24 protein-coding genes, 1 pseudogene, 1 riboswitch and 1 other annotated feature are annotated in these 25,943 nt (G+C 66.3%); of the genes and pseudogenes, 15 read left to right on the plus strand and 10 right to left on the minus strand.

The features are described from left to right. Nucleotides 1-176 precede the first annotated feature (176 nt). A riboswitch (M-box (ykoK) riboswitch) is annotated at nucleotides 177-354 on the minus strand. Between the two features lie 242 nt (nucleotides 355-596). Together GSI01S_RS16820 and GSI01S_RS16825 are read left to right on the plus strand one after the other, a co-directional pair. Further along, nucleotides 597-1,286 carry a S1 family peptidase gene (locus tag GSI01S_RS16820; protein ID WP_039867996.1) on the plus strand — a complete coding sequence of 230 codons (690 nt, stop codon included), beginning with the start codon at nucleotides 597-599 and terminating at the stop codon, nucleotides 1,284-1,286. Between the two features lie 127 nt (nucleotides 1,287-1,413). Then, entirely contained in the window at nucleotides 1,414-1,758 is a 345-nt protein-coding gene (locus GSI01S_RS16825; protein WP_039868005.1) for a VOC family protein, read from the plus strand. A 34-nt stretch (nucleotides 1,759-1,792) separates the two neighbouring features. Here GSI01S_RS16825 and GSI01S_RS16830 read toward each other — a convergent pair whose 3' ends face one another. After that, nucleotides 1,793-2,293 carry an O-acetyl-ADP-ribose deacetylase gene (locus GSI01S_RS16830; RefSeq protein ID WP_006897829.1) on the minus strand — a complete coding sequence of 167 codons (501 nt, stop codon included), beginning with the start codon at nucleotides 2,291-2,293 and terminating at the stop codon, nucleotides 1,793-1,795. A gap of 40 nt (nucleotides 2,294-2,333) precedes the next feature. Beyond that, nucleotides 2,334-2,819, minus strand: a complete 486-nt coding sequence (locus tag GSI01S_RS16835; protein ID WP_039868008.1) for a PPOX class F420-dependent oxidoreductase — start codon at nucleotides 2,817-2,819, stop codon at nucleotides 2,334-2,336. A gap of 112 nt (nucleotides 2,820-2,931) precedes the next feature. On the opposite strand from GSI01S_RS16835, the gene GSI01S_RS16840 reads away from it, so the two are divergent. From GSI01S_RS16840 to GSI01S_RS16850, 3 genes are read left to right on the plus strand one after another with little or no spacing between them, the layout of a single operon-like run. Continuing rightward, complete coding sequence (locus tag GSI01S_RS16840) at nucleotides 2,932-4,443, plus strand: DUF3375 domain-containing protein (protein ID WP_006897831.1); 1,512 nt, start codon at nucleotides 2,932-2,934, stop codon at nucleotides 4,441-4,443. Then, complete coding sequence (locus GSI01S_RS16845) at nucleotides 4,440-5,039, plus strand: DUF4194 domain-containing protein (RefSeq protein ID WP_006897832.1); 600 nt, start codon at nucleotides 4,440-4,442, stop codon at nucleotides 5,037-5,039. Before GSI01S_RS16840 ends, GSI01S_RS16845 begins: the two co-directional genes overlap by 4 nt. Then, on the plus strand, nucleotides 5,036-8,440 hold the full coding sequence (locus tag GSI01S_RS16850; protein WP_006897833.1) for an ATP-binding protein: 3,405 nt from the start codon (nucleotides 5,036-5,038) through the stop codon (nucleotides 8,438-8,440). The genes GSI01S_RS16845 and GSI01S_RS16850 overlap by 4 nt, the downstream gene beginning before the upstream one ends. A 13-nt stretch (nucleotides 8,441-8,453) precedes the next feature. Here GSI01S_RS16850 and GSI01S_RS16855 read toward each other — a convergent pair whose 3' ends face one another. The 3 genes from GSI01S_RS16855 to GSI01S_RS16865 are packed head-to-tail and all read right to left on the minus strand — an operon-like array spanning nucleotide 8,454 to nucleotide 10,498. Further along, nucleotides 8,454-8,672: a dodecin gene (locus GSI01S_RS16855; RefSeq protein WP_006897834.1), complete on the minus strand. Its 219-nt coding sequence runs from the start codon at nucleotides 8,670-8,672 to the stop codon at nucleotides 8,454-8,456. Nucleotides 8,673-8,729: 57 nt separating this feature from the next. Then, on the minus strand, nucleotides 8,730-9,413 hold the full coding sequence (locus tag GSI01S_RS16860; protein ID WP_006897835.1) for an IMPACT family protein: 684 nt from the start codon (nucleotides 9,411-9,413) through the stop codon (nucleotides 8,730-8,732). A 47-nt stretch (nucleotides 9,414-9,460) separates the two neighbouring features. After that, nucleotides 9,461-10,498: a hypothetical protein gene (locus GSI01S_RS16865; protein ID WP_081598149.1), complete on the minus strand. Its 1,038-nt coding sequence runs from the start codon at nucleotides 10,496-10,498 to the stop codon at nucleotides 9,461-9,463. A gap of 57 nt (nucleotides 10,499-10,555) precedes the next feature. On the opposite strand from GSI01S_RS16865, the gene GSI01S_RS16870 reads away from it, so the two are divergent. Continuing rightward, nucleotides 10,556-11,137 carry a TetR/AcrR family transcriptional regulator gene (locus GSI01S_RS16870; RefSeq protein WP_006897837.1) on the plus strand — a complete coding sequence of 194 codons (582 nt, stop codon included), beginning with the start codon at nucleotides 10,556-10,558 and terminating at the stop codon, nucleotides 11,135-11,137. A 93-nt stretch (nucleotides 11,138-11,230) separates the two neighbouring features. On the opposite strand, the gene GSI01S_RS16875 is transcribed toward GSI01S_RS16870, so the two are convergent. Then, nucleotides 11,231-12,883 (minus strand): DUF222 domain-containing protein, encoded by a 1,653-nt coding sequence (locus GSI01S_RS16875; protein ID WP_006897838.1) that lies wholly within the window; start codon nucleotides 12,881-12,883, stop codon nucleotides 11,231-11,233. Nucleotides 12,884-13,089: 206 nt separating this feature from the next. On the opposite strand from GSI01S_RS16875, the gene GSI01S_RS19635 reads away from it, so the two are divergent. Both GSI01S_RS19635 and GSI01S_RS16885 read left to right on the plus strand, forming a co-directional pair. Further along, nucleotides 13,090-13,833, plus strand: coding sequence for an N-formylglutamate amidohydrolase (locus tag GSI01S_RS19635; RefSeq protein ID WP_006897839.1), 744 nt, complete (start codon nucleotides 13,090-13,092; stop codon nucleotides 13,831-13,833). Nucleotides 13,834-14,074: 241 nt separating this feature from the next. After that, entirely contained in the window at nucleotides 14,075-15,205 is a 1,131-nt protein-coding gene (locus tag GSI01S_RS16885; protein WP_006897840.1) for a pyridoxal-phosphate-dependent aminotransferase family protein, read from the plus strand. A 145-nt stretch (nucleotides 15,206-15,350) separates the two neighbouring features. Here the strand turns inward: GSI01S_RS16885 and GSI01S_RS16890 are convergent, their stop codons facing one another. Further along, nucleotides 15,351-16,037 carry a DUF1998 domain-containing protein gene (locus GSI01S_RS16890; RefSeq protein ID WP_006897841.1) on the minus strand — a complete coding sequence of 229 codons (687 nt, stop codon included), beginning with the start codon at nucleotides 16,035-16,037 and terminating at the stop codon, nucleotides 15,351-15,353. A 9-nt stretch (nucleotides 16,038-16,046) separates the two neighbouring features. Here GSI01S_RS16890 and GSI01S_RS20715 point away from each other — a divergent pair, with 9 nt between their 5' ends. The 4 genes and pseudogenes from GSI01S_RS20715 to GSI01S_RS20360 all read left to right on the plus strand — a co-directional run bounded on the left by GSI01S_RS20715 (nucleotide 16,047) and on the right by GSI01S_RS20360 (nucleotide 20,938). Continuing rightward, on the plus strand, nucleotides 16,047-16,388 hold the full coding sequence (locus GSI01S_RS20715; RefSeq protein ID WP_081598150.1) for a tyrosine-type recombinase/integrase: 342 nt from the start codon (nucleotides 16,047-16,049) through the stop codon (nucleotides 16,386-16,388). Between the two features lie 547 nt (nucleotides 16,389-16,935). Then, a complete protein-coding gene (locus GSI01S_RS16900) occupies nucleotides 16,936-18,750 on the plus strand; it encodes a DUF262 domain-containing protein (RefSeq protein WP_006897844.1) in 1,815 nt (604 codons plus the stop codon). 66 nt (nucleotides 18,751-18,816) lie between these two features. After that, nucleotides 18,817-20,112: pseudogene (locus GSI01S_RS16910) on the plus strand (IS3 family transposase). Beyond that, nucleotides 19,095-19,244 (plus strand) — a sequence feature (AL1L pseudoknot). (Overlaps the previous pseudogene by 150 nt.) A gap of 115 nt (nucleotides 20,113-20,227) precedes the next feature. Next, entirely contained in the window at nucleotides 20,228-20,938 is a 711-nt protein-coding gene (locus tag GSI01S_RS20360; protein ID WP_006897847.1) for a hypothetical protein, read from the plus strand. Nucleotides 20,939-21,270: 332 nt separating this feature from the next. Here GSI01S_RS20360 and GSI01S_RS16915 read toward each other — a convergent pair whose 3' ends face one another. Both GSI01S_RS16915 and lplAB read right to left on the minus strand, forming a co-directional pair. Next, nucleotides 21,271-21,735 (minus strand): NADAR family protein, encoded by a 465-nt coding sequence (locus GSI01S_RS16915; RefSeq protein WP_051999695.1) that lies wholly within the window; start codon nucleotides 21,733-21,735, stop codon nucleotides 21,271-21,273. 76 nt (nucleotides 21,736-21,811) lie between these two features. Next, complete coding sequence (lplAB, locus tag GSI01S_RS16920) at nucleotides 21,812-22,861, minus strand: lipoate-protein ligase LplAB (protein WP_006897849.1); 1,050 nt, start codon at nucleotides 22,859-22,861, stop codon at nucleotides 21,812-21,814. Nucleotides 22,862-23,100: 239 nt separating this feature from the next. On the opposite strand from lplAB, the gene GSI01S_RS16925 reads away from it, so the two are divergent. Together GSI01S_RS16925 and GSI01S_RS16930 are read left to right on the plus strand one after the other, a co-directional pair. Beyond that, entirely contained in the window at nucleotides 23,101-23,739 is a 639-nt protein-coding gene (locus GSI01S_RS16925) for a hypothetical protein (protein ID WP_006897850.1), read from the plus strand. Between the two features lie 98 nt (nucleotides 23,740-23,837). Beyond that, on the plus strand, nucleotides 23,838-24,458 hold the full coding sequence (locus GSI01S_RS16930) for a TM7S3/TM198-like domain-containing protein (RefSeq protein WP_006897851.1): 621 nt from the start codon (nucleotides 23,838-23,840) through the stop codon (nucleotides 24,456-24,458). Between the two features lie 79 nt (nucleotides 24,459-24,537). Here the strand turns inward: GSI01S_RS16930 and GSI01S_RS16935 are convergent, their stop codons facing one another. Further along, nucleotides 24,538-24,747, minus strand: coding sequence for a CsbD family protein (locus GSI01S_RS16935; protein ID WP_006897852.1), 210 nt, complete (start codon nucleotides 24,745-24,747; stop codon nucleotides 24,538-24,540). Between the two features lie 272 nt (nucleotides 24,748-25,019). On the opposite strand from GSI01S_RS16935, the gene GSI01S_RS16940 reads away from it, so the two are divergent. Beyond that, entirely contained in the window at nucleotides 25,020-25,727 is a 708-nt protein-coding gene (locus GSI01S_RS16940) for a DUF6319 family protein (protein ID WP_006897854.1), read from the plus strand. Nucleotides 25,728-25,943: the final 216 nt, after the last annotated feature.

The following is a 25,943-nucleotide window of genomic DNA, read 5'->3' on the forward strand; positions in this document are numbered from 1 at the left end:
GGGACGGTGACCCGGGCAGGACCGTTCTCAGCGGCCGTCGCTACGAGAGCCGAGGCCGGTCGGCCTGCGCGGGTACGGCAATCGACTACTTCCGTCGTCGCTCACGGCCGATCACCTCCTCACGCTCGGCATGCACGACGCGCACGAGGAGGCCGGAACCACGGAGATGGATCGACGAACGACTTCCACGTAAGAGCTTCGGCACTGCACGACGTGTCCGTCCGCGGGAGCGGACGGAAGCCACTTCGGGTCAACCCTTAATCCGGGAGGACCTGTCCTAACCTTGGGCGTCTCTCGACGTCGTGAGATCAGTGGCCTGTGTTCGTGCAGGAGCTTCGCCTAACGAAGTGCTTGCCCGACCATTGTGCGTCGCTACACGTGACACCGCAACTCGAGCGGCGCGCCGGAGGCGTTGTTCTCGGCGAATCCGGCAGATCCGCGTTTTGAGTTCGGCCCGCTGCTGTGCTGGACTGACTCCGGATTCGGCATATCGTCGCAATTCCATTGCGGGGGAAGGCTGTCGGCCTTCGGTACCGGCACTGCGCCGTGTCGCGGCGTCGGTCGACTACCCGATCGGCACATTCTGGGGAGGATGAATGAAGAGACTTCGTACAGCGGTGATCGCGATCGGCGCTGCCGCCGTCGCGCTGAGCCCGGCCGCGGTCGCGCACGCCGCGCCGGCCGCCGCCGTCGGAGGCGGGAGCGGCATCGTCATCGACAATCGGTCGCTGTGCACGGTGACCGCGGTCGGTCACGACCGCGGCGGCAGGCTGGTCGGCCTCACCGCCGGCCACTGCGGCGATGTCGGCGACGCGGTCAGCCTCGAGCGCAACCGCCGGGCCGGCACCATCGGCCGGATCGTCACCAAGAGCAAGGGCTGGGACGTCGCCGTCATCCGCCTCGATCCGGCACGCGTCCGCGCGGTCCGCACCGTCGGGCACGCCCGGATCACCGGCGTCGGCGTCTATCCGCAGCCGTTCAGCAATGTCTGCAAGGCCGGTCGCACCACCGGATTCACCTGCGGTCCCACTCTGCTGGTGAACGGCTCGCGAAGCTACAGCTACGTGTGTTCGGCACCCGGCGACTCGGGCGGGCCGATCATCGAACGCGGACGCGTCGTCGGGATGCTGAACGGCTCGCTGCGTCTGGCCGGCCCCGGCACGTCGATCGCGTGCGTCGATCCGGCACTGCCGGTCTACACGCCGATGGCGGCCACGAAGATGACCGACATTCTGCGGTCGCTCAACGCCAGCGGTCTCGTCGGCGCGGGATTCCGTACAGTCTGACGCCGGAGCCCACCGCCGGAGCGGACCGATTCTCACGGATCGGTCCGCTCTCGCCTTCTCGGCGGGCGCGAGTACTAACGTCGAAGCCGAGGGTGACGCCGAACCGAGGGAGCCGACTGTGCGCACCATGAAGATCAGCACCAACATCCCGGTCGACGACGTCGACCGCGCCAAGTCGTTCTACACCGACTTCCTCGGCTTGCGCGAGGAAGAGTTCAACATGGGCTGGGTCGCCCGCTGCACCGACCCCGATTCCGGCGCGCACGTCCAACTCGTCTCACGCGACAAGACCGCCCCGGTCGATTCGGCACTGTCTGTGCACGCCGACGACGTCGACGCCGCCTACGCCGAGGCACAGGCGGCCGGATACGAGATCGTCTACCCGCTGACCACCGAGGAATGGGGTGTCCGCCGGTTCTTCGTCCGTGCACCCGACGGAACCGTGCTGAACATAGTTCAGCACCGTGACTGAACCGGGACCCCGGAAGCGCCGCAACCGCGGATGCTCAGTGAGCGACGGCCTCGCGCAGCAGTTGTTCGAGCGCGCCGTCGAACGCCACGAGCAGCACCGACGACACGCCGGTCGGCGTCGCACGGACCGTCTGCACCGCCGCCGCGGCGGCGTCGTCCTTGGGCCACCCGTACACACCGGCACTGATCAGCGGAAATGCGACGGTCGCCGCCCCCAGCGTGTCGGCCACTTCCAGCGACCTGCGGTAGCACGACTCCAGCAGCGACCGATCCCTCTGTCCCGCTGCGTAATTCGGCCCCACGGTGTGGATCACCCATCGCGCCGGGAGATCGCCCGCGGTGGTGTGTCCGGCATCGCCGGTCGCGAGGCCGTCCGGAAACCGTGCGATGCAGTCACGCAGGATCGCCGGACCGCCGGCGCGATGTATCGCGCCGTCCACACCCCCGCCGCCCCGCATCGCGTTGTTGGCCGCGTTGACGATCGCGTCCACGTCGAGGGTGGTGATGTCCGCGCGCACCACGTCGATGCTCGCCATCGTCTCCTCCGTCTCCTCAGTGTCCTCAGTTCCCGTGTCCTCAGTTCTCCGCGGCGTCCAGCCGGTCCGCGACCTCCTGGGGGAAGCCACCGGTCGCGATGGGCCCCCACCGCTGCGGCGTGATCCGGATCAGGGACTTGTTCTGCAGCCGCATCGCCGCCCGGTACTCGTCCCAGTCCGAGTGCTCACCGGCGATGCTGCGGAAGTAGTCCACGAGGGCGTCCTCGGCCTCGGGCATGTCCAGGACCTCGGCCGTCCCGTCGATCTGCACCCACGCATCGTTGAAGCTCTCCGAGAGCACCAGAACGCTGACGGTCGGGTTCCTGCGCGCGTTGGCGGTCTTCGCCCGGCCCGGATACGTCGCGATGACGATCCGGCCCTGATCGTCCACTCCCGCGGTGACCGGTGACATCTGCGCGGTGCCGTCCCGCCGCGTCGTCGAGAGGATCATGTGATGCCGCGATCGGGCGAAGTCGAGGACTTCGGGCAGGGTCACAGAGGTATTGGTTGCGATGGTGCGTGCCATGTCGCCGAGGGTAGTCCGAGCACCGCGCTCCGGACAGGGCTCGGCGATCATCGGTCCGGCGGCGCCGCCACCGTGAGCCCGCCCACGCTCCGGACCCCGCTACCCTGGCCCAGTGCAATTCGACGAGATCGTCGCCGTCCGGAGGAGCAATGCGGCCTGGCGACTGCTGAGGGCCGACAACGCGCCGCTGCTGCTGTCGTTCCTGGGACGGGTCTTCGTCGACGACAACGTCCGCGAGATCTCGGAGTCGGCACTGGTCAGCCTGCTCGACGAGGAGTTGTACTCGTTGAACGAGCGGCTCGGCGAGGGAACCTATCCGCGATCGCCGAAGGCCTACCTCGACGAGTGGTCGGCCGCCGATACTGCGTGGCTGCGCAAGTACTACGTGATCGAGAGCGACGAGCCGCACTACGACGCGACCCCGGCGGTCGAGCGCGCCGTGGCCTGGGTCCGGTCGCTGCGCGACCGCGACTTCGTGGGCACCGAGTCACGTCTCAAGACCGTGCTGGAACTACTGCGGCAGATCGTCTACGGCACCACCACCGACGCCGAGGTCCGGCTCGCCGAACTGCGCCGCCGTCGCGCCGAACTCGACGCGGAGATCGAGGCCGCCGAGCGGGGCGAGTTCCAGGTCCTCGACGCCACCAGCCGACGGGAGCGCTACCAGCAGTTCGCCGACATCGCCCGCGCGCTGCTCTCCGACTTCCGTGAGGTGGAGACCAACTTCCGCACCCTCGACCGCCAGATGCGGGAGCGCATCGCCACCTGGCGCGGCACCAAGGGCGAACTGCTCGACGAGATCGTCGGCAGCCGAAACGTCATCAGCGACTCCGACCAGGGCCGCAGCTTCCAGGCCTTCTACGACCTCCTGCTCTCCGCCGACCGACTCGACGAGCTCGACGAACTGGTCCGGCATGCGCAGGGCCTCGACGAGGTCGCCGACTCCGACATCCGGCTCACCAACATCCACCACGACTGGCTCGACGCCGGAACCCGCGCGCAGGACACGGTCCGCCGGCTGTCGGAGCAGCTGCGCCGCTTCCTCGACGACCAGGCGTGGCTCGAGAACCGCCGCGTCATGGACCTGCTGCGGAGCATCGAGTCGTCGGCCTACGCCATCCGCGACCGCCGCGTCGACGACTTCGCCCAGGAGATCGACTCCCCGGCACCGAGCGTGAATCTGCCCCTCGAGCGTCCGCTGTACCGTCCCGCCGCGGCGGTCGAGGTCGCCAGCGAGGGCATCGAGGAGGGCGAGGCTCAGGGGGCCTCGGAAGCGCTGTTCGAGCAGATCCACGTCGACCCCGCGCCGCTGATCGACGGCGTCCGACGGGCGCTGCGCCGCTCCGGCCAGGTCACGCTCGCCGAAGTCCTCGCCGAACGTCCCCTCGAACAGGGGCTCGCCGAACTGGTCACCTATCTGTCTCTCACCGACGACGGCTTCGGGAAGGTCTTCGACGAAAGCGCCGACGAGACGGTCTCGTGGACTGACGAGAGCGGTGGCCGCCGTGTCGCTCGCGTCCCGCGCGTGATCTACACCCGGCCGTCCCCTACCGCGAGCCCCACCGCGGGCCCCACCGTGAATCCGACCGCCGACCCCACCGCCCCCGACCAGGAGACTCGATGAGCCGCCCCGTCCCCCGCGACGAGCTGAACCTCTCGCTCGCGGTCACCTCGCTGATGAAGGGCGTCGTCTACCGCGACACCGCCGAGACCGCCTGGCGCCACGTCCTCGGCCTGGCCGCGCAGGTGAGCGATTACGTCGCCACGCTCGGTCTCACCGTCGTGATCGACGAGGCCGAGGGATATGCCTTCCTGCGGTCCAAGAGCGACGACGAGCTGGCCGACCTCGGGATCGGGCGTCTGGTCGCCCGCCACCAACTGCCGCTGCATCCGTCGTTGCTGCTGGCCCTGTTGCGCAAGAAGCTCGCCGAGCACGACACCTCCGATGCGGGCAACCGTCTGATCGTGACCGGTGCGCAGCTGCGTGAAATGGTCAGCCCCTTCTTCCCCGCCACCACCAACGAAGCTCGGATCGCCGACCAGGCGGACACCGCGATCCGGCGCGTCGTCGAACTCGGCTTCCTGCGCCGCATGCCCGGCCAGGACGGCGAGTACGAGGTCCGGCGGGTCATCAAGGCCTACGTCGACGCCCAGTGGCTGTCGGATCTGGACGCCCACCTGGCCGAGTACGCCGAGATCGCCACCGAGGAGCGACGATGACCGGACTGTTCGCGCCCACCGAACTCGAGAACGCCGATTCGGCACGGTCGGGATTCCGGCTCCAGCGCTTCCAGGTGCTCAACTGGGGCACCTTCGACCAGCGTGTGTGGACGCTGGTGCTCGACGGCCAGAACGGATTGCTCACCGGCGACATCGGGTCCGGCAAGTCGACGCTGGTCGACGCCCTGACCACGCTGCTCCTGCCGGCCCACCGGGTGGCCTACAACAAGGCCGCGGGCGGCGAGTCGCGCGAGCGCGACCTGCGCTCATACGTTCTGGGCTACTACAAGTCCGAGCGCAACGAGGTGACCGGCGCGTCGCGTCCGGTGGCACTGCGCGGGATGTCGAACTATTCGGTGATCCTCGGCGTCTTCCACAACGAAGGCCACGACGAAACGGTCACGCTGGCGCAGGTGTTCTCGATGCGGCACGACAGCGGCCAGCCCGAGCGGTTCTTCACCGTCACCGACCGCGCCCTGGACATCGCCACCGACTTCGCCGACTTCGGCTCCGACCTGCGCGCCCTCCGCAAGCGCCTCAAAGACGGCGACACCCGCATCCACGAGCACTTCCCGGAGTACGGGCGCGATTACCGGCGGGCGCTCGCCATCCGCTCCGAGCAGGCCATGGAACTGTTCCATCAGACCGTGTCGATGAAGGCGGTCGGCAACCTCAACGACTTCGTCCGCGACCACATGCTCGAGCCGTTCGACTCCAGCGGATGGGTCGACACGATGGTCTCGCATTTCGAGGACCTGACCGCCGCCCACGACGCGGTGGTCCTGGCACGCACTCAGCTCGAGGAACTCGGACCGCTGCTCGCCGACGACGACCGCTACCGCCGTCACGTCGAGATGGCCGCCGAGCTCAAGGCCCGGCGCGGCGCCCTGCGCCACTACTTCGCCCAGCAGCGCCACGACCTTCTCGCCGGTGAACTGGAGAACCACAACCGTGACCTCGCGGCCACCCGCGCGGCGCTCGAAGCGGTCGACCGTGATCTGGCCGACCTGCGGATCGGCCTGCGGGAGCTGGAGCTGCGCCAGGCGGGTCTCGGCGGCACCGACATCGCGGCGCTCGAACAGCAGATCGTCGACGCTGCGCGCCAACGCGAGGAACGCGCCGCGGCACACGAGCGGTACACCCGGATGATCGAGGACGCCGGGCTGGCGCCGGTCTCCGACCGCGGACAGTTCGAACAGCGCCGCACCGAGGTCGCGGACGCCGTCGAGGCGCTGGACGCCGAGGCCGCGGAGGTCGACAACGCGCTCAACGAGGTCCGGTACAGCCGCAGGCAGTTGGACGGCGAGGGGCGGCGCGTCGCCGGCGAGATCGCCAGCCTGCGCGGGCGGACCAGCAATATCCCCGAACGCAATCTGCGGATCCGCGAGCTGATCTGCCAGGGCGTCGGCCTTCCGCACGACGAGCTGCCGTTCGTCGGCGAACTCATCGGCGTCCGCGCGGACGAGAGCCGCTGGGAGGGCGCCGCCGAACGGGTGCTGCGCGGCTTCGGCCTGTCCCTGCTGGTCGCCGCCGACCTGTACGACGAGGTCTCGGCATGGATCGACGCGAATCATCTGGGCGGGCGCGTCGTCTACTTCAAGGTGTCCGATCACGTCTCGTCGAAGGGTGCGCCGACGCCGCCGCCGACCGCGCTCGCACACAAGATCGACATCAAGGAGGGACGCTTCGAGACCTGGCTGGAACGCCGGCTGTTCGAGCGGGCCCGGCATGTGTGCGCCGAGACGCTCGAGGAGTTCCGCGCCGCGGACTACGCGGTGACGGTCAACGGGCAGGTCCGCTCCGGCGGCGGGCGGCACGAGAAGGACGATTCCCAGCGGGTCGACGACCGTCGGAACTTCGTCCTCGGCTGGAGCAACGAGCAGAAGATCACCGCGCTCTTCACCGCCGGCCAGCGGGTGCAGGACGACCTCAACCGGGTCGATCAGGAGATCGCCGATCTCGAGGATCGGCGGCGAGCCCTGATGGACCGCCGCAATGCGCTCACCGGTTTGGACGCCTACCCGAGCTTCGATGTCATCGACTGGATGAGTTCGGCGGCCCGGATCGCCGAAATCACCGAGCGCAAGACCGAGCTCGAGCATTCCTCGACCGAACTCGCGGAAGTCACCGACGCCGTCGCCGCCACGCGCGAACAGCTGTCGGCCGCCGACGCGACTCGAGACGGATTGCGCGACAAGGTCTCCCGCCTGGAGATGGCGCGCGATCAAGGAGAGAAGGCGCGCAATGCGGCGCAGGCGGTGCTCGCCGAACCGGAGTTCGCCGAGGCCGAAGCCTACTTCGAAGCGATCGCCGAGGCGGTCCAGGCCTACCGAGCCAAGGTCGACGGCGGTGCCGACCAAGTGCTCACCGTCGCCGAATGCGCAGAGTTGGAGGCGTCGCTGACCGAGAAGCTCACGGACGAATCCGAGCAGCACACGAGCCGTGCGGGAACGTACGAGACGCGTGTGGTGAACCGGATGTCGGAGTTCAACCGCAACCATCCGGTTCTCACCACGGAGTTCGACGCGGACATCGCATCGGCCGACGAGTACCGCGAGTTGCATCGTCGGCTGGCGGAGGACGATCTCCCCCGCTTCGAATCGGAGTTCAAGAACTATCTGAACACCAATGCGATCCGCGACATCGCGATCTTCGCCGCCAAGCTCAACAAAGAAGTCCACCAGATCCACTCGAAGATCGACACGATCAACGAGTCGCTGGCCGGGATCGAGTACAACCCGGGACGCTACATCCGGCTCGACGTGAATCCGACGGCCGCGCAAGACATTCGGGAGTTCCGCGCCGATCTGCGCAAGTGCAGTGACGGTTCCTTCGATTCCGGCGGCGACGATCAGTACGCCGAGGAGAAGTTCCTCCTCGTCAAGGCTCTGGTGGAGCGCTTCCGCGGCCGCGAGGGTTTCACCGACCTCGATCGCAAGTGGACCGAGCAGGTCACGGACGTGCGCAACTGGGTCACCTTCGCGGCGTCGGAGCGATACCTCGACGGCGACGGGGAGTACGAGAACTACACCGACTCCGACGGCAAGTCCGGCGGCCAGAAGGAGAAGCTCGCGTACACGATCCTGGCCGCATCGCTCGCCTATCAGTTCGACCTCAAGTGGGGAGCCACCCGCTCGCGCGATTTCCGTTTCGTGGTGATCGACGAGGCCTTCGGCCGGGGCTCGGACGATTCGGCCCGTTACGCGCTGTCGCTGTTCGCGCGCCTCGGCCTGCAGTTGCTGATCGTCACGCCGCTGACGAAGATCTACACGATCGAACCCTTCGTCTCCGCGGTCGGATACGTGGAGAACCGCGGCGGCAGCTACTCACAGCTCCAGTGCCTCACCATCGAGCAGTACCGCGAGAAGCGTGCGGTGCGGGAGTTGGTGCACGAGGCCTGAGTCGGGAGCCTGCTCAGGTATCGCGCGGTTCCAGTGCGAACCCGATCTTGACGGTGACCTGGAAGTGCGCGATGGCGCCGTCCTCGATGTGGCCGCGGGTCGACACCACCTCGAACCAGTCGAGGTTCTTGACGGTCTCACCCGCCCGGCTGATCGCATTGCGGATGGCGTCGTCGGTGCCGGTGGTCGACGAACCCACGACCTCGATCACGCGGTAGACATTGTCGCCCATGACTCGCTCCTATCGATTGGGGTGCCTCTCCCCTGTCTATCAGTTCCGGCTCGGTCGTCAGCGGGTTTGGGCGTCTGGAACTGGCACGTCCACCCATGTCCGGCCCGCCGGCTCGGCCGTCCCCGCACCCGAGGTCGCCGCCGCGACCACCGCCTCGACGTCGTCGGCCTCGGCCGCGACCACCAGGGTCACGTCGGCGCCGTACTCGGTGTCGATCACCTGCGCGCCCTTCGAGCGGAGCAGCCCCTCGACACGTCCCGCGTCCGCGTGTGCCAGCCGGATCCGCCACAGCGAGCGCGGCTCCCGGCGCACCAGCGGTGCCGTCTGCAATGCCAGCGACACCGCGTCGCCGTACGCGCGGACGAGCCCGCCGGCGCCGAGGAGGGTTCCGCCGAACCAGCGCACCACCACCGCGCAGACATCGCTGAGTCCGGCTCCCACCAGCACGTCGAGCATCGGGCCGCCGGCGGTGCCCGACGGCTCGCCGTCGTCGTTGGTGCGGGTCGTCTCGCCTCTGGCTCCCAGCACGAATGCCGAGCAGTGGTGCCGCGCGTCGCGGTGAGCGCGCCTCTGCTCGGCGATCAGTTCGCGGGCCGCGGCTTCGGAGTCCACGCGGCGCACCACGGCGAGGAACTTCGAGCGCTTCACATCGAGCGTCGCGACGGCGTCCGGCCCGCCGGCGAGCGTGAGATGACCGGTCGGGCCGGCGTCGGGTGCTGTCCGGGGCGGCCGAGTGTCCATGGGTTCATCTTGCCGTACCACCGGCAACGATCGCCGCGAGCGCGAACTCATCTGATCCCGAAGATCTTCACGAACATCGGCGTATCGAGCAGGGTGTGCGGTGCAATGGCGTGGTAGGCCCACAGATGCGTCCACGCGTTGGCGCTGCGGATGGTGATGAAGGTCTTGAACATCCCCGGACCGGTGTAGAAGAGGAACAGGTACAGCACTGAGACGAGTGCGTCCGACGGCGAGGCGAAGTTGGTCCATCCGTCGAAGAAGTGCAGGGTCGCATACGTCAGACCGCCGAGCACCACCGTCGCGGGCACCGACCCGGTCAGCTTCAGGTACCGCGGCGTCAGGATGCAGTAGATGAAGACCATCGTCGGCAGAGCTGTGCCCGCCAACCCCAGCACGAGGGTCAGCGGGGCGCCCAGCAGTGCCTGATGCGCGGGCAGTCCGAGGATCGACGACGATCCCGCCACCGCCAACTGCACGGCCGACTCGATGAGCAGGACCACGACGATCAGCAGGAGGTCGGCACGGCGGTCGGACGACGTCAGACTCAGTTGCTCGGAGGTGTACCGCCGCCGGAAGACGATCAGCGGCACCACGGCGAACACGATGAGGTTGTACAACGCCCAGCTCAGCGTCTCCGGAATCGTCACGGGCTGGTCGGTGCGGATCACCATGCCGTCGAGGTGGAAGCTGAAGGCGTGCCAGCCGAAGGCGCGCCCGAGCAGGAAGCCGCCGACCATGCCCGCGACGCCGTAGCCGAGCGTCGCGGCCACCTCGGCGCGCGCCCTGGTCCGCTCGGGTGCCCGCGTCGCGATGTCGGGCACCCTCCGATGGCGCGTGAGCAGATGCACGACGACCATCAGCGCGAAGACCTCGAGATACATCAGGTCGGTGCCGATCACCTTCTGGGCGGTGGGCGGTTCGGCGAGTTCGCTCGCGTGCAGCGGCAGATGCCGTCCGGCCACCGCGATCAGCACCGCGTTGATCACCAACCATCCGGCAGCCGCGAGCCAGACGGCGCGACCGGGCCGTCGCCTCCGCCGTGATGCGGAGCGGCGGTCGAGGACCAGGTCTCGCGTGCCAGCCATACTAGAATCATACGCTCGTATCATACGAGTGTATAGATACTCGGCTACACTGTTCTCATGTCCGACGCCTCCGTCCGCGACCGCATCCTCGACACCCTGCTGCGGCTGGCCGCCGAACGCGGCGCCGAGGGCGTCACCGTGCGGGAAGTCGCCTCCGCCGCCGCGGTGTCGATCGGCACCGTGCAGTACTACTGCCACTCCAAAGAACAGATGCTGACGATGGCCTTCGACGAAGTGAACCGGCGGATCGCCGCCCGGGTCGACGCGATCGAGTACGACGGGCCGGTCGGTGCCGTGTTGCGACGCGCCCTCCTCGAGTTCCTCCCCCTCGACGACGTGCGCCGCCGCGAAGCGGCGGTGTACCTCGCGTTCAGCACGCGAGCGGTGGTGGAGCCGACCCTCGCTGCCATCCGCCACGACCTCATCACCGAACAGCATCGGCTCTGCGCCGACGCCTTCCGGCTCGCGCAGCGACGCGGCCAGGACGTGACGGTCTTCGACGCCGATCAAGCCGCCTGGACCACCGTCGCTCTGATCGACGGACTCCTGCTGAATCTGTTGAGCGATCCGCGGGGGCTGTCGGCGGCCGGCGCGATCGAGGCGGTCGACCGCCATCTCGGTGCCCTCACCCAGATCTGACCGGCGCCACGATCGGCATTCTCAATCAGCTCGAACGCGATGACACACCGGTTCATCCGCCCGCTCGGTGGCGCCGCCGGCGTTCTCGCACCCTCAGAACTGGGGCTCACCCCACTCCGTCCCCCACACCGTCCCGCACTCCGTCACCGAAGCCCCCGTCGGCACCACAGCCTCCACGACCTCACGAGCTCGACGATTCGCCGCCCGCCGCCGCATCCGGTACTGATGCTTGGCCTCCACTCGCGTACGCGGTCGTTCCGGTGCAACACCGGCGTGTCCGGATCCTGGGCGTGTCGGCGCCGGGTGTCTGCAAGTGAGGTGGCCGAGCTCCGGCAGGAGCCGCATGTTCAACGCCCGCTGACGTACCGTGAACCCCTCCGGCGTGGTGACCTCTGTCCAGATCACACCGTTCGCGTCCACGACCTGATCGTCGACCCATCCGCCGACGAAGGTCTTCAGACCATGATGGAAGCGGCACTTCGGATTCAGGTTGCACACGCACGTCGGGCCGCCGGCACTCGGATCGGTGTGGTTGAACTCGCACACGTGATCCAGATCCGACTTCCACGCCGCCCTCTCGCATCCCGGCCACGAGCAGGTACCGAACAGACCCCGCACCGCCGCGTCCACCGCCGCCGTCGGACGATAGGCGTTGCCTCGCTGCGCCTGGTGATCGACGAGCTCGCCGAGATCCACCTCTCGCCGAACCGCGTCCGGTCGAGCCGCCAGCTCCCGCACGTGCTCGGCCGAGATCGGGCCGTAGCCGTCCAGATGGGCCGGGGTGTCGGACTCCCCTCCGAGAGTCTCCTTGCGAACCACAACGTGCAGCACCACCCGTGCGCACCGCGACGCAATCGCCTCCGTCGACAATTCGGCGGTGCAATCGTCCCGACCGCACTCGCACACGAAGTCGGTCCCCGCCAGACGCGCGACGGCTGCCGCCGACCGACGCTCACCGCGAGTCCGCGGATCGTGCGAGCACACTCCGGCGATCACCGCGTCCAGCACGTCTTTCACGACCATCGCGTCCTCGGTCGAGGCCGTCACGATCACCTCGGACACGCCCTCGCCGAGCGGGTTCACCCGCACCTGCTTGGCGAGCTTCACCTGCTCGCGGGTCAGCGTCACCGCATCCGGATCATGTTCAGCCACAATCGAACTCACCAGAGCCTCCACCCGGCCAGCCGACAGCTTGCCCACCACGGACAGCGTGTGCGCGATCTCGGCGTCGATGAACGCCAGCAGATCCGCATCGTCGACCAGCGCCGTCTGCTCGACCACCCGACGAAACCACGCCGGGCAGATCAGCCCGTCACGCATCAACCGGCCCACCGCCGGAATCCGCTCCATGCACGCCACCGCGGCCTCCACGAAATGCTCAGCCGTGCACTGCCGCACGCCTGCCGCCGTCGCATACGACGCCGCGACCTGGCACAGCGGATCGTAGAGCCGTGTGTACACGTCGGCACCCGACTCGACACCGCCGGCCGGGCCATCGGACTCGGCCTGCTTCGCTAGCAGCAGTGCGTACACCGCTTCGTAGCGGTGCCACAACACCAGCCCCTGATAGCAGTCCGCTCGCGCCGCGAACCCGAGCAGAGCAGAACGATCGGCCCGCGAGGTGCAGTCCGCCGACTCTCCCGTACCTCCCGGACGACCGATCCGAATCACGATCGCACTCTCGTCGACCACCACCGACGAGACCGCCGACGCGGATCCCGAATCACCTCTGACCTTGATGTTCATTGATCCCCCTCCGTTCGAATCGAACTTGCATTCGATGTTATCCGGAGGGTCTGACATGAATGATCGCGAGAACTTCCGCCAACCCTGAGCGGACCGCCATGTGTAGATCGAGGATCCGGATTGTCGTAGGCCCGTGCTTGTCTGTCACGTTGCCGCATGGGCGGGGACGTGCCGTTCGTCGGCGCCACTACGTGTGAAGGACCAACATGCCCCCTCGCGCAACGATTCTCAACGGAAACCCCGACTCGCCGGTCCTGCTTCATGTCGCCCGCCGTGCTCAGCTCGCACGGCCGCACTCCATCGCACCGTCGATCCCACTCGAGTCCCTGGACGCCGCAACCGAATCGGTGGCCAAGTGCGCGCGGACGCACGCGGCGGTTCGTCCGCACCTGATCGTGAACGACCTCTCGCCGCTACCAGAAGCACCACGTCCGCCCGGTGATGCGGACCCGATCGACCACATCCAGCCCTACGCCTGGCTGGTGACCGATCTGATCGAAGAGCGGTTGACCGCGACCGGCTGCGCGGTGATCGTCGACATCTGTTCGTACCCGAACGAGTCGACTCCGGTCGACGACCAGCAGCAGCCACACCCCGAGGCCTGTCGCGGCATCGACTTTTCACACACTCCGGCGGCGCTTCTCGATGCGGCGGTCATCGCGTTCGGTGAGTTGGTCTCCGCCGGACCCGACATACCGCAGCCGCGGCGGTACGTGCCCCAGACACAGTACGGAAACGACCAGCGTGTCCAGGCGATCACGGTGGCGATCCGCAACGACGTCCTGCTCGACAGACACTTCGCGGTCAACCCGGAGTCGGTCGAGCGACTGGGCCGAGCGATCGGCGAAGTGATCGGGGCACGGGTGTCACCACCCGCGGTACACCAGGACGACAGCTCCCCAGACCTGTCGATCGAACGGACGAATGTCAGACCCCAGTCCTATAGTTAAGCCCTTAAGTAAGGCAAGTAAGGCATCTCACTCGAACTGGAGGATCGTGGCACCGACTTCCCGGACGGAACCTCCGGTTCGGTTCCGCCGCAGCCGCCCTCGGATTGCCGAGAGGTGTCAGAGCCTGCGGATAGCGTACTCGCCCACTTCTCTGCGGGCCGCACGACTGTCGGTGTCGGCCGCGTCACTGTATCCGCAGGCCCGGCACACCGAACCGACCACGTCATGAGAACCTGGTCAGGTGACTCTTCCTCATGACGACATCGATCCAGACGGCCTGCTCGAGTACTCGGTCGTGTTCACCGACCGTTCCCTGAACCACATGTCCAAGCGGTTCATCGGCGTCATGCAGGATCTCCTCGGCATCCTGCGCACCACCTACCACGCTGGCAGCGTCGCTGTCGTTCCCGGCGGCGGCACCTATGGCATGGAGGCGGTGGCGCGTCAGCTCGCGACCGGGCGCCGCGTGCTCGTCGTGCGCAACGGCCTGTTCTCGTACCGGTGGTCGCAGATCCTTGAGACCGGTGGCATCACCGATCAGGTCACGGTGTGCCAGGCGCGTCCGGTCAGCGACGCCCACCAAGCCGCGTGGGCTCCGGCGCCGATCGACGAAGTGGTGGCCGCGGTGCGCGAACAGCGCCCCGAGGTGGTCTTCGCTCCCCACGTGGAGACCGCGTCCGGCATTCTGCTGCCCGACGACTACCTGACGACTCTCGCCGCGGCGGTTCACGAGGTGGGCGGACTGTTCGTCCTCGACTGCGTCGCCTCCGGTGCGCTGTGGGTCGACATGGCCACCATCGACGTCGACGTCCTCCTCACCGCGCCGCAGAAGGGCTGGAGCGGCACCCCGTGTGCCGGCTACGTCATGCTGCGCGAACGCGGCCGCGACGCCGTCCTCAATTCGACGTCCACCAGCTTCGCGATGGACTTGCGCAAGTGGCTCTCGATCAGTGACTCGTACGTCGACGGCCAGGCCCCGTACCACGCGACGATGCCGACCGATTCGCTCGCGCACAACGTCGAGCTCATGCGCGAGACCGTCGACCTCGGCGCTGAGGAACTGCGCAGCCGTCAGCTCGACCTGGGCAGCCGGGTTCGCAAGCTGCTCGCCGCGAACGGCATGCCGTCTGTCGCCGCCGAAGGCTTCGACGCCGCGACCGTCGTCGTCGCCTTCACCGACGACGCCACCCGCAAGACCGGCGCCGCGTTCAAGGAGGTCGGTCTGCAGATCGCCGCCGGCGTCCCGCTGCAGTGCGGCGAGGGCGAGAACTACTCGTCGCTTCGCATCGGACTGTTCGGCGTCGACAAGCTGACAGACGTGGACGGGACGGTCGAGCGGTTGAGTGCGGCGCTGGATCGGTTGAAGGGGTAGTACTCGTCCCCTCGTGGCCTTCTTCCGGAAGCGATACCATCTTCCGGAAGAAGGCCACGAATGTCTGGCCACGAAGTCCAAGTACAGCAAAGGCATCACGTGGCTCGCCCGTTGTCACTCATCGTGCCCGGCCGATGCCGTGCGATCAGACCGTGTTTCCAACCGCTTCGGCTAATTGGTCGGCGACGGTATCCGCCACGCGATACACCTTGTATCCGTCGGCGGCCAACGCCGCGTCACGATCATCATCTTCACCCTCGACGAGGACGACCCGCGACTCCGTCCACAAGGCCTCGGCAGGCCAGTAGTACTCACCGATGTCGATTCCGATCTGAGGCTTGGCGACGCCAAGCGTGGCAAGCTCAGCAAACAGCTCAATCACGGAACTCGACGTGTGCGTGAGAGTCTGTCCCCACGGTCCGTCAACCGCGTCTCGGACGCCTTCAATCCTCAGCTCGTTGAATATCGCCAGAGCTCCGGCGCGCGAAAGACGATCGTGATGCCGGTCGTTGCGGTACGACCGCAGACAGCCGTAACACGATGTCTCCTCACCACAGTCGCACCGACTCACGCGATCCACCGCGAACCTGACGACCCGCTGCAGGTTCTCGGCGATCTTCTTCGACGCGCCCGCTCCCCCGGGCACCGTATCGAACAAAACGATGCTGCGTTTGCCGTCTTTGCTCCACGAGAGAGTGCCGTCGATGTCATCCCTACTGATCTCAAGAGCTTCCGATGCCCCCTCGAGCAAGGCATACAGAACCGACAGCCAATGTGATTCGGAGTCCTTGTCGTAACTGACGGCGCGAACGGGTGGTCGCTCATCGTCCACGGCAAAGGCATGAGGCAACGGGTCCTGCCTGTGCCCGATGATCTGGCGTCCGCACTCCGGAGCGCGGATAAAGGGTTCCTCTTTCCGGGCCCGTCAGGCAGCCACCTTTCAGCGCACTGGGTCGGGACTCTTGTCTCACGCGCACTCGGAGACGGAACAACCATGCATCAGCTCCGCCACCTGTGCGCAACTGAGCTCCACAACGAGACTCACGACGTGCGGCTCGTACAGGTAATCCTCGGACACGCTTCGCTGGCAACTACCCAGCGCTATCTAGCCGTTGACGAGACCGTCATGCGGAACGCGCTCGTTCAGAGGGCCAACAAGTGGAGCAGCGTTCGTCGTCAATAATAATGTCTGAGTTGGCACCTGTCCCGGAACTGTGGCTGATCCCAATGCCGGACGGACACTTCCTATAGGGCATGCTCGACTTGCGGGACATCGTAGAGAAGGGCGGCAACAGCTGTGGGGGTCCTACTTCCAACAATCCAGGCCAACCACATCCGAGAAGGCCTGACCGACTACCTCGCGACCACGTTCGCCCTCACCGACCCCGACGCCCAGGGCGTCCTGTCGGACTTCGTTGGACACCCCGACATCGGCATGTTCAAAGACCGCTACGTGCGCCTTCGCCTGCCGTTCGCCCCGGCGGGTGGGAACTGGAGGATGCACCTGGACTGGTGGCCAACGGGATTCACCCCCTACGGCCACCAGGCCGCCGCGTTCGAACGCCTCTCCAGCACGTTCCACCAGCGTCCACAGCTGGAGCTCGTCACCGCCGGCACCGGCTCCGTCAATCGCTCCGGAAGCCCGCGACCAACGTGTCCGAACCGAGAGTTCGTGGTGTCGCGTCCTGCAAACTCACCTGAAGCACCACACGATACGGAGGCCTGAGCCAGTGAAGCCCGAAACCCACACCGTTCAACAGTTGTTCGAGCGCGACGTCCGCTACATCGTCCCGCTCTACCAGCGCCCGTACGTGTGGACTGAAGACGAGCAGCTGGCACCGCTGTGGGATGACGTGAGCGCGCTCCTCGCGCACCAGGAGTCCGGCGACGCGTCTTTCCCCACCCACTTCCTCGGTGCGATCGTCCTCGACCAGGAACCGACGGCACCGGGAAAGATCCCGCAGTACACGGTGATCGACGGACAGCAGCGACTGACCACCATGCAGCTGCTCATCGCTGCCACGGCCAATGCGATGAGCAATGCCGGTGCCGACGACGACGCCGCCCTCCTGCGCGACCTGATCTCCAACAACGAGCGCAAGTCCAAGGGGATCGAACGCTTCAAGGTCTGGCCGACCAACGCCAATCGCGACTCGTTCGCCGCGGTCATGGCGCCAGCGGGCCCCACCGACGACCGCGAGGACGATCCGAACAATCGGATCGACGAGGCGTACGACTACTTCGTCAACCGGGTTGCCGAGTACCTGGCCGGCGCTGACGACGACACTCCGTCCGAGGACGGCGCGCTGTTCGACCGCGCAGAACGTCTTCGGATCACCTTAAGCGACCTCCTCAAGGTCGTCTCGATCACGTTGGAGCCCAACGACAACGCCCAGGTCATCTTCGAGACACTCAATGCTCGCGGCACGCCGCTCCTCGCCCTCGACCTGGTGAAGAACGCCGTCTTCCGGGAGGCGTCGCGTCAACACCGCGACACCGACGACCTGTACGACAACCTGTGGAAGCCCGCCCTGGAGGACGACTACTGGCGTGCCGTTCGCCGGCAGGGGCGTTTGAACCGCCCTGTCGGAGAACACTTCCTGATGCACTGGCTCGCGATGAAGCTCGAACGCGTCATCCCCGCCACCGAACTCTTCGCAACGTTCCGGCAGAGCATCTTGCAACCCGGCATCGACGCCGAGGCACTGCTCCGTGAGCTCTGCAAAGACGCCGCCGTCATGCGGTCCTTCGACGACTTCCAAACAGGAACCGTCGAAGGCGACTTCATCGCGCGACTCGAACCGCTGGGAGCAGGAACTGCGTTACCCGTGGTCCTGCTCCTGTTTCGCACCCCCGAGATCACCCTGAATGTTCGTCGACGTGCGCTCCGCATCCTGGAGTCCTTCCTCGCGCGGCGGGCACTCATGCGGTTGACCACCCAGAACTACAACCGCATCGTGCCCCGGATGATCGCGGCCATCAAGGCGGACCCGGCCCACGCCGACACCGCACTCCTCGCCGTCCTCGCAGCAGGCGAGGGATACGCGACCCGCTGGCCCGGTGACGGCGAGTTCTCCACCTTTCTGCGAACCCGCGACGTCTACGACTACATCAGCCGCAAGCGTCTGATCATGGCGTTCTCCGCAGTCGAATCGAGCCTGGACTCGCGCAAGACCGATGTCGTGGCACAGGTTTCGGACCTCTCCCTCGAACACCTGATGCCCCAGCAGTGGGACCAGCATTGGCCGGTCGACGCGGATACGAGCAGCGCGGACCACGAGGCGATCACCACGGCCCGAGACGCCCGCGTCCACCGGCTCGGGAACCTCACGATCGTCGCCGGATCACTGAACTCGGCCATGTCGAACGCTCCCTGGGCCACCAAGCGTGCTGCCCTGAACCGGCACAGCCGGCTGCTGCTCAACGCCTGGCTGGCCGAGCAGGAAAGCTGGGACACCGCAGCGATCGACGACCGCGGACAGTGGCTGGTCGACAGGCTCACCGATATCTGGCCCGGCCCCGACTCCGCGACCTGGCACAACTGAGAAGGACGTACTGAATCGCCCCGGGTCTGATGGAGGCTCTCAATCCTGGGAAGGATGATGAGAGTCATGGCAGGACCGGGGAAGTACAGCGTTGAGCTCCAGCAGCGGGCGACGCGGATGGCGATGGACGCCAGGAAGGACCCCGAGTCCGCTCGTGGGGCGATCAAGCGGGTCGCCGATCAGCTCGGGGTTCATCCCGAAGCGCTTCGGAATTGGGTCCGTCAGGCCGAGATCGACGGCGGTGTTCGGCCGGGTACCACGACCGACGACGCGCAGCGGCTGGCCGAGCTCGAGCGCGAGGTCCGCGAACTGCGTCGGGCGAACGAGATATTGAAGACATCTGCGGCGTTTTTCGCGGCAGCGGAGCTCGACCGCAAGATCAAGTAGAGGTACCCACCGCGGTGCTGGTCGACTATATCGATCAGCACCGCGACCGGTTCGGGGTCGAGCCGATCTGCGCTGTGGTGAAGGACGCCGGCGTGCAGATCGCCCCGAGCACCTACTACGCCGCTAAGAAGCGGCCACCCTCGGCACGTGCGGTACGAGACGCTGAGCTGGTCATCGATATCCGGCATGCTCACAAGGCCAACCTCGGCGTCTATGGCGCCCGCAAGATTCACGCCGAGCTCAACCGCGAGGGCCTCAAGGTCGCCAGGTGCACCGTCGAGCGACTGATGAAGGATGAGCCTACGTGGCATCGGTCGGGAGAAGACCCGCAAGACCACCATCGGCGCCGACGCCGAGACCGAACGTCCGGAAGACCTCGTCGACAGGAAGTTCGTCGCCACTGCACCGAACCAGCTGTGGGTGGCCGATCTGACCTACGTCAGAACACACGCCGGGTGGGCCTACGTCGGGTTCGTCCTAGATGTGTTCAGCCGGATGATCGTCGGCTGGCAGGTGTCGACCTCGCTTCGCACTGACCTCGCTTTGGACGCCCTCGACATGGGGCTGTGGGCCCGGCAGCGCGCCGACCAGGACCTCACTGGCCTTATCCACCACAGCGACAGAGGAGTCCAGTATCGAGCGATTCGCTACACCGAGCGGCTCGCCGAGGCCAACGCCGTCGCATCCGTCGGGTCGAAGGGCGACAGCTACGACAACGCCATGGCCGAGGCGCTCAACTCGCTGTTCAAGGCTGAGTGCATCCGCAACCCCGTCATGCGGCCCAAGGGCGGCTGGAAGAACGTCGGTGACATCGAGATCGCGGTCGCTGAATACGTCGACTGGTTCAACCACCGACGGCTTCACGGCGAGATCGGGCTCGTCCCGCCAGCTGAATTCGAGGCCAACCACTGGGCATCACAACCCACGAAGCACTACCGTCAGAATCCGGTCCTCACCGAGGTCGGATCCAACTAACCGAGCCTCCACGAAACCCGGGGCGATTCACGATGACTTCCCGACGTCGTCGATGCCAGCGCGATCCTCACGACGACTCATCTGGATCCTCGCAGGTGTCGCAACGGTTCTCCTATTGGCAATCTCCGCCGGCGTCGGCCTGATGCTCGGACAACGAGGCTCCGACACTTCCGCGCAGTCGGCCGTGCAACAGATCTTCGCGCCGAAGCCCGAGTCGCTGCGCAGCGCGGCAGAACGTATGGACAAGGAGGGAGATGCCATCGAGGCTGCGGGATCGTCGCCGATCGCGCAAAAGAAATTCGTCGAGTACTGGGCCGAGCCGTCGTGCGCAGCGATGATCAACGCCTTCGTCGAAGCGTTCGCCGGATCTGAAGATGATCCCGCCACTCCGTCCGCACCTAGTCGGATCATCTCGGTGAACGAGTCCGGCGACAAAGGCACTGTGGTCACAGAGTCAGCTGGTGAGACCGAGACACAGCACTGGGTTCGATTGAACGGCCGCTGGATGATCACTTGCGAAGGCGCGTTCGGTGACGAATCGTCGACTCCGACCCAAGCGGACGACGTAGCCGAGACGGCCCTGCGCACGCGACCGACCGCAACGCCTCGCTCCGAGTCCACCGATCACCAGCGGCCAGTTCCACTGCCGAGCCCCCGGTTCAGAAGCTCTCCTCACGGTCGAGGCCGATACACCCAACGTGCAGATCGCCTACGCACCCGGAGAATGGCAAACATACGCACTGACATACTCAAATGCTGTAGGCCGATATTCAACGTCGATCAATGTGACTCCGGAGAGTTCGAGGAGCATGTACATCGCTGTTAGAGGATCGACTTCGCAGCACTGTCGCATCCGACTCGACGGAACCGTTACCGTCACCGATAGCGGTCCGGAGCAGGCGGTCTGCAGCATGCCTGAGTGACGGCGTCACGGCTCGAACCCTGGCGAGTGCGGATAGTCCGGAGCCACGGTGCAGTCGATCGTCGACGACAACGGTCTACCCTCCTACGTTCGCGATCCCGATCCGACCCGCGTCAGCGATCGACCTGATCGCGGTGATCGTGTTGAGGCCACGACAGTTCGAATGTCCACCGTCATTGACGCGCGTATCCACGCATCAGTCACCGAGCAACGATTGAGTGCACTTTCGTGTCCACTCATCTCAGGCGACCGTCCTTCGCACGCTCAGCCATCAGCAGTTCTCCGAGGGCATTGACGCCGGGCGCCGCACATCTACGCCCACCGCACCGGCAATCACCCCAGAAGTTGTCGTGGTGAGAGTTGCCTTCGACCAGAGCGGCGGTGCCGGTTCCGAGCAGAAGCTCGCGCATCCGTCGGGATCCGAACTTGTACTGGAGGACGACTTGCATTGCGCGAACACGCCCACCGACATCCCAGTCATCCCGAAGCGTGACGGACCGCCCGCGGCGCTTCGCCTCCCCCGGACTACTCGCCGACAAGACGTACTCCTGCTCGTTCGGATCCCGCGTCTTCAATGCGTTGAACGCATGCTCTGACGACGGAACGGTCCCGAGGGTCGGAACCGTGAACTCGTCCTCAAAGAAGTTCGACAAGAAGAAGTTCGACCCGCGAAATGAGTCGATACGTTCGAAATTGCTCATGCCTGGCACTGTGGCACGAGACTCCGACAGAAACGAACGATTATCGCGCGGGCCAGGCAACCGTCGAGCGTTCGGACTACGGCACCCGGTACGTCCACTCCTGACTGCTGAACTTCTCGTCGACCAACTCCTGCGCGGCCGCCAGTTCCGTATCCGTGTACCCGGCCTCCCGCGTCCGGTACCGCCCGCGGAAGTGATCTAAGAACGCCTCGATGATCGCTGCACGCGTCATCCCCGTCTGCGACCGCATCGGATCCACGCGCTTGCCGGAGCTGGTGATCCCCTTGTCGGAGATCTTCTCTCGCCCGATCCGCAGGACCTCGGTCATCTTGTCGGCGTCGATGTCGTACGACATCGTGACGTGGTGCAGCACGGCGCCGGCGACGATGCGCTTCTGCGCGGCGCCGCCGATCTTGCCGTGGTCGGAGACGATGTCGTTGATCGGGACGTAGCGGGCGTTGACGCCGACGTCGGCGAGGGCGCCCATCACCCACTGGTCGAGGAACTCGTACGACCGCTCGAAGCTGAGTCCGTCCACCAGCGATGTCGGCACGACGAGCGAGTAAGTGATGCAGTTGCCCGGCTCCATGAACATCGCGCCGCCACCGGATATGCGCCGGACGATCCCGATGCCGTGGCGGGCGGCGGACTCCTCGTCGACCTCGTTGCGGACCGACTGGAACGAGCCGATCACGACGAGCGGCGAGTCCCAGTCCCAGAAGCGCAAGGTCGGCGGGCGAGTCCCCGCCGCCACCTCCCGCAGGAGCACCTCGTCGAGCGCGACGTGCATCGCGGGCGCCATGACGACCGGTTCGACGACGTCGAAGGTGTGGTCGTGCCAACTCGTGGCATGACCGAGCGCACGACGGATCGCAATACCGACCGACTCGGGCGTGAAGCCGACCATCGAGACGTCAGCGGTCAGTGCCGCTTGAATGAGCGCGCCCAAACCGGACGTATCGGCCGTCACGGACGCACCGGTGACGGCCTCGGTGATGACGTCGAGAGCGTCGTCCGGTTCGAGGAAGAAGTCGCCCGACAGCGATACCCGCGAGAGCCTCCCATCCTCGACGTGGACGTCAATCACCACCAGCTTGCCACCAGGAACTTTGTATTCGCCGTGCACTCGTCCAGCGTACGGCCGCAGGTACGCCGCAGAGTTCCCGCTCCTGAGTCGATCGGGGCGCGAGAACGCGCAATCGAGATCCACCCGAACGGACCACACCGACCGCCTGTCACCAGCGCTGATCGTCATACGACCGCCGCAGACGTCGGCGCGCGGGACGTGCAGCGATCAGATTCTTGTCGTAGCTCAGTCGTACGTTCTCGGAACCATCGCAAAACAGACAGAACGAAGGAGAGGAAATGAACGAACACGACGCGGGCAACGACGGTCCCACGGGCAGACCAGTCCCGCCGACCGGCGAACATCATTTCGCCGCCGCCGGGTATCCCCCGCCCACGAGTCCATTCGCGACACCGCCGGGAACCCTTGCACCACCCGAAAGCGCTGCCGCGCCGAAGCGCCCGCGTAAGCGTGGCCGGATTCTGTTCGCGATCGTCGCAGCGGTGTTCATCGCAGTCGGCTCGGGTGCAGTGGGATACGCGATCGGGTCGGACGAGTCCGCGACCTCCGGGACCGAGACCGCGGCATCGCCCGAATACAGCTACCCGCCGACGACTGGGGTCTCGACCGTCCCGGTCACGGCAGCCGACTTCAGTCTCTCCGTCCTGACAGAGGAGAAGAAGTGTTTCGGTTCCGCCGGCTGCCTCGTCACGATCTCTCTCGAGCCGACCTTCAAAGGTGCTTCCAGCGTCCTCACGGACCGTAGTTTCAAAGTCCTCTACGAGATCGACGGCGGCGAGGATCCGATCCTCGACAAGTTCACGATGGTGGGCACACAGGTGACCATCGACCAGAGCACATCGGTCGAAACACCGTCGAGCGACACCGAGGTCACTGCCAGGGTGACGCAGGTCGTGGAGACAACGGACGAGGGCTGACCAGAACCGGCGGCCGCGGCGCGCTGCGAACGTACGCACTTCACCCTCGCCAGGCGAAGCCGCCCATTCGGACACGAAGCGCGCACTACGCTTACGCCATGTCCAGCATCCTGATCGGCTTCATCGCCATCATCATCGGCATTCTGTTCTGCTTCCGAGGCGTGGTGGCGATGCGTGTCGTCATCGCCGTGTGGGGCGCTTTCGTCGGCCTCAATCTCGGTGCGGGGCTCGTCTCCGCCGTCACCGGAGACGGCTTCTTCTCAACTGCGGTCGGATGGATCGTCGGCATCGCGGTCGCGATCCTCTTCGCCCTCCTGGCGTACCTGTACTACGCGGTGGCGGTGACGCTGGCGATGGCCTCCATCGGTTTCGTCCTGGGCACCGCACTGATGGCCGCCATCGGAGTGACCTGGAACTGGGTCATCATCGTGGTCGGCGTGCTCGTCGGCATCCTCCTGGCGGTCGCTGCCATCGCACTGAATCTGCCCGCGCTACTGCTCGTGGTGCTCAGCGCACTCGGCGGCGCCACGGCGATCGTCGGCGGTCTCATGCTTCTGACGTCAACGATCGCGCTCGACGACTTCTCGCGGGCGAGCGTCACATCCACCATCGGTCATCACTGGTGGTGGTACGCCGCCTACATCGTGCTCGTCATCGCGGGCGTGGTGGCTCAGGCGCGCGTCATCGGACGCGACCAAGACCTGCACCAACAATGGTGAACACGGACTGATCTCCCTGCTGAACGACGGCGGCCCGCCACCCGAACTCTCGGGTGGCGGGCCGCTCCGGTCGGTACGGTCAGCGGCCGGTCAACTTGTCCTTCACGGCATCGACGCCTTCCTTGACCTTGTCCGCAACCTCGGTGACCTTCTCCTTGGCGGCAGACTTCCCCTGGTCGGTCTGCCCCTCGGTACGCAACTGGTCATCGTCGGTCGCGGCGCCGACGGCTTCCTTCGCCCGGCCCTTCAGGTCTTCAGCCTTGTTCTGTGCATCGTCGGAAAAGCTCATCTGTCCTCCTTGAATAGCGGATGGATCTGCATCTTCCACACTTCGTCGCCACTCGTTTGGACGACACTTCCGACGGTACCCACTCGCCTTCGACCCTGCAGGACGCGAGGTGACACCATCCGCAGTGGCATCGCCGACACCTCACCGCATCCCGCGTCCATGTCACTGACCAGCGGGCCCACCGACGCACCGGATCGCACATCTGTGCGAACATGTCGTCCGGCTGTGGCACAGTGTTCACAGCCGCATCTGAACGAGGAGAAAGGCCCGCCATGCCCCCGCGCCGCCGCTTGGCATCGGAGTCTCTGACCGCTGACGACCTCGCCACTCTGAACTCGGCGCTGGCCGAGGGGCGACGCGCCACGGTGTATCTGCGCGAGGGCACACCCAGCCTCGGCCTCGCGCCCGGCGCCTCGGCGCGCGTGATCGCGATCGCCGGGACGACGCTGACCATCAAACCGCGCGGCGTCGACGACGAACTCCCCTACGAAGCCGATGAACTGCGGATGACCAAGGACGCACCACCTCAACCGGCGAAGGCGGCGAAGGTCGCGAAGCCCGCGGCAGCGAAGAAGGCCGCTCAGCCAAGACCGGCCGAAGCGCCGAAGACCGACGCATCGGCGGCTCAGATACCAGTTACCGCGGCGGCGCCGAAGACTGCGACCAGGCCGGCGAAGCGCGCGGCAAGCAAGAAGGCACCGTCGTCGGTGACGGTGACGGTCTTCGGTTCGGCCGACAACGAATGGTCGGTATCGGTGACTCGCGGCGGACGCAAGCCCACGCGGTCGCGCAGTGTCGCTGCTGACTCCGTCGAGTCTGCGATGCGCGAACTCGGTGACGACGTGGCGCTGGAGGCGGCGTCGTCGGTGCTGAACGCGGCGCGGGAGGAGGCTCAGCGGCGGGTCGAGGAGTTGAGCCGGGAGCTGGAAGCGGCTCGGCGAGCGTTGGCGGCGCTGGAGGGGCAGTCGGAGTCGGAGTGAAGGGGGTGGCGGGTTGGTGATCGTCTCGATACGCCCGGCTCACTGCGTTCGCTGGGCTACTCATAGCTCCTATGTCAAGCTGCGGTGTTCAGGGCCGGGTTGATGCGGTTTTGGTAGTCGGTTTCGAGGGCTCGGAAGACGGCTCGGACGATCTGTCGTTTGAGGCAACGCAGGGCCTGCTTCTTCGACATTCCTTCGGCGAGTTTCCTCTCGTAG

The sequence above is a fragment of the Gordonia sihwensis NBRC 108236 genome, assembly GCF_000333035.1.
GTDB classification, from domain to species: domain Bacteria; phylum Actinomycetota; class Actinomycetes; order Mycobacteriales; family Mycobacteriaceae; genus Gordonia; species Gordonia sihwensis.

What these genes read in the sequence shown, in the direction of transcription:
- GSI01S_RS16925 (WP_006897850.1), top strand. Translation starts at nt 23,101, where the DNA reads ATGAACGAACACGACGCGGGCAACGACGGTCCCACGGGCAGACCAGTC.
- GSI01S_RS16865 (WP_081598149.1), bottom strand. Translation starts at nt 10,498, where the DNA reads ATGGCTGGCACGCGAGACCTGGTCCTCGACCGCCGCTCCGCATCACGG.
- GSI01S_RS16860 (WP_006897835.1), bottom strand. Translation starts at nt 9,413, where the DNA reads ATGGACACTCGGCCGCCCCGGACAGCACCCGACGCCGGCCCGACCGGT.
- GSI01S_RS16940 (WP_006897854.1), top strand. Translation starts at nt 25,020, where the DNA reads ATGCCCCCGCGCCGCCGCTTGGCATCGGAGTCTCTGACCGCTGACGAC.
- GSI01S_RS16855 (WP_006897834.1), bottom strand. Translation starts at nt 8,672, where the DNA reads ATGGGCGACAATGTCTACCGCGTGATCGAGGTCGTGGGTTCGTCGACC.
- GSI01S_RS16870 (WP_006897837.1), top strand. Translation starts at nt 10,556, where the DNA reads ATGTCCGACGCCTCCGTCCGCGACCGCATCCTCGACACCCTGCTGCGG.
- GSI01S_RS19635 (WP_006897839.1), top strand. Translation starts at nt 13,090, where the DNA reads ATGCCCCCTCGCGCAACGATTCTCAACGGAAACCCCGACTCGCCGGTC.
- GSI01S_RS16825 (WP_039868005.1), top strand. Translation starts at nt 1,414, where the DNA reads ATGAAGATCAGCACCAACATCCCGGTCGACGACGTCGACCGCGCCAAG.
- GSI01S_RS16915 (WP_051999695.1), bottom strand. Translation starts at nt 21,735, where the DNA reads ATGAGCAATTTCGAACGTATCGACTCATTTCGCGGGTCGAACTTCTTC.
- GSI01S_RS16935 (WP_006897852.1), bottom strand. Translation starts at nt 24,747, where the DNA reads ATGAGCTTTTCCGACGATGCACAGAACAAGGCTGAAGACCTGAAGGGC.
- GSI01S_RS16835 (WP_039868008.1), bottom strand. Translation starts at nt 2,819, where the DNA reads ATGGCACGCACCATCGCAACCAATACCTCTGTGACCCTGCCCGAAGTC.
- GSI01S_RS16845 (WP_006897832.1), top strand. Translation starts at nt 4,440, where the DNA reads ATGAGCCGCCCCGTCCCCCGCGACGAGCTGAACCTCTCGCTCGCGGTC.
- GSI01S_RS20715 (WP_081598150.1), top strand. Translation starts at nt 16,047, where the DNA reads ATGAGGCAACGGGTCCTGCCTGTGCCCGATGATCTGGCGTCCGCACTC.
- GSI01S_RS16830 (WP_006897829.1), bottom strand. Translation starts at nt 2,293, where the DNA reads ATGGCGAGCATCGACGTGGTGCGCGCGGACATCACCACCCTCGACGTG.
- GSI01S_RS16850 (WP_006897833.1), top strand. Translation starts at nt 5,036, where the DNA reads ATGACCGGACTGTTCGCGCCCACCGAACTCGAGAACGCCGATTCGGCA.
- GSI01S_RS16875 (WP_006897838.1), bottom strand. Translation starts at nt 12,883, where the DNA reads ATGAACATCAAGGTCAGAGGTGATTCGGGATCCGCGTCGGCGGTCTCG.
- GSI01S_RS16930 (WP_006897851.1), top strand. Translation starts at nt 23,838, where the DNA reads ATGTCCAGCATCCTGATCGGCTTCATCGCCATCATCATCGGCATTCTG.
- GSI01S_RS16820 (WP_039867996.1), top strand. Translation starts at nt 597, where the DNA reads ATGAAGAGACTTCGTACAGCGGTGATCGCGATCGGCGCTGCCGCCGTC.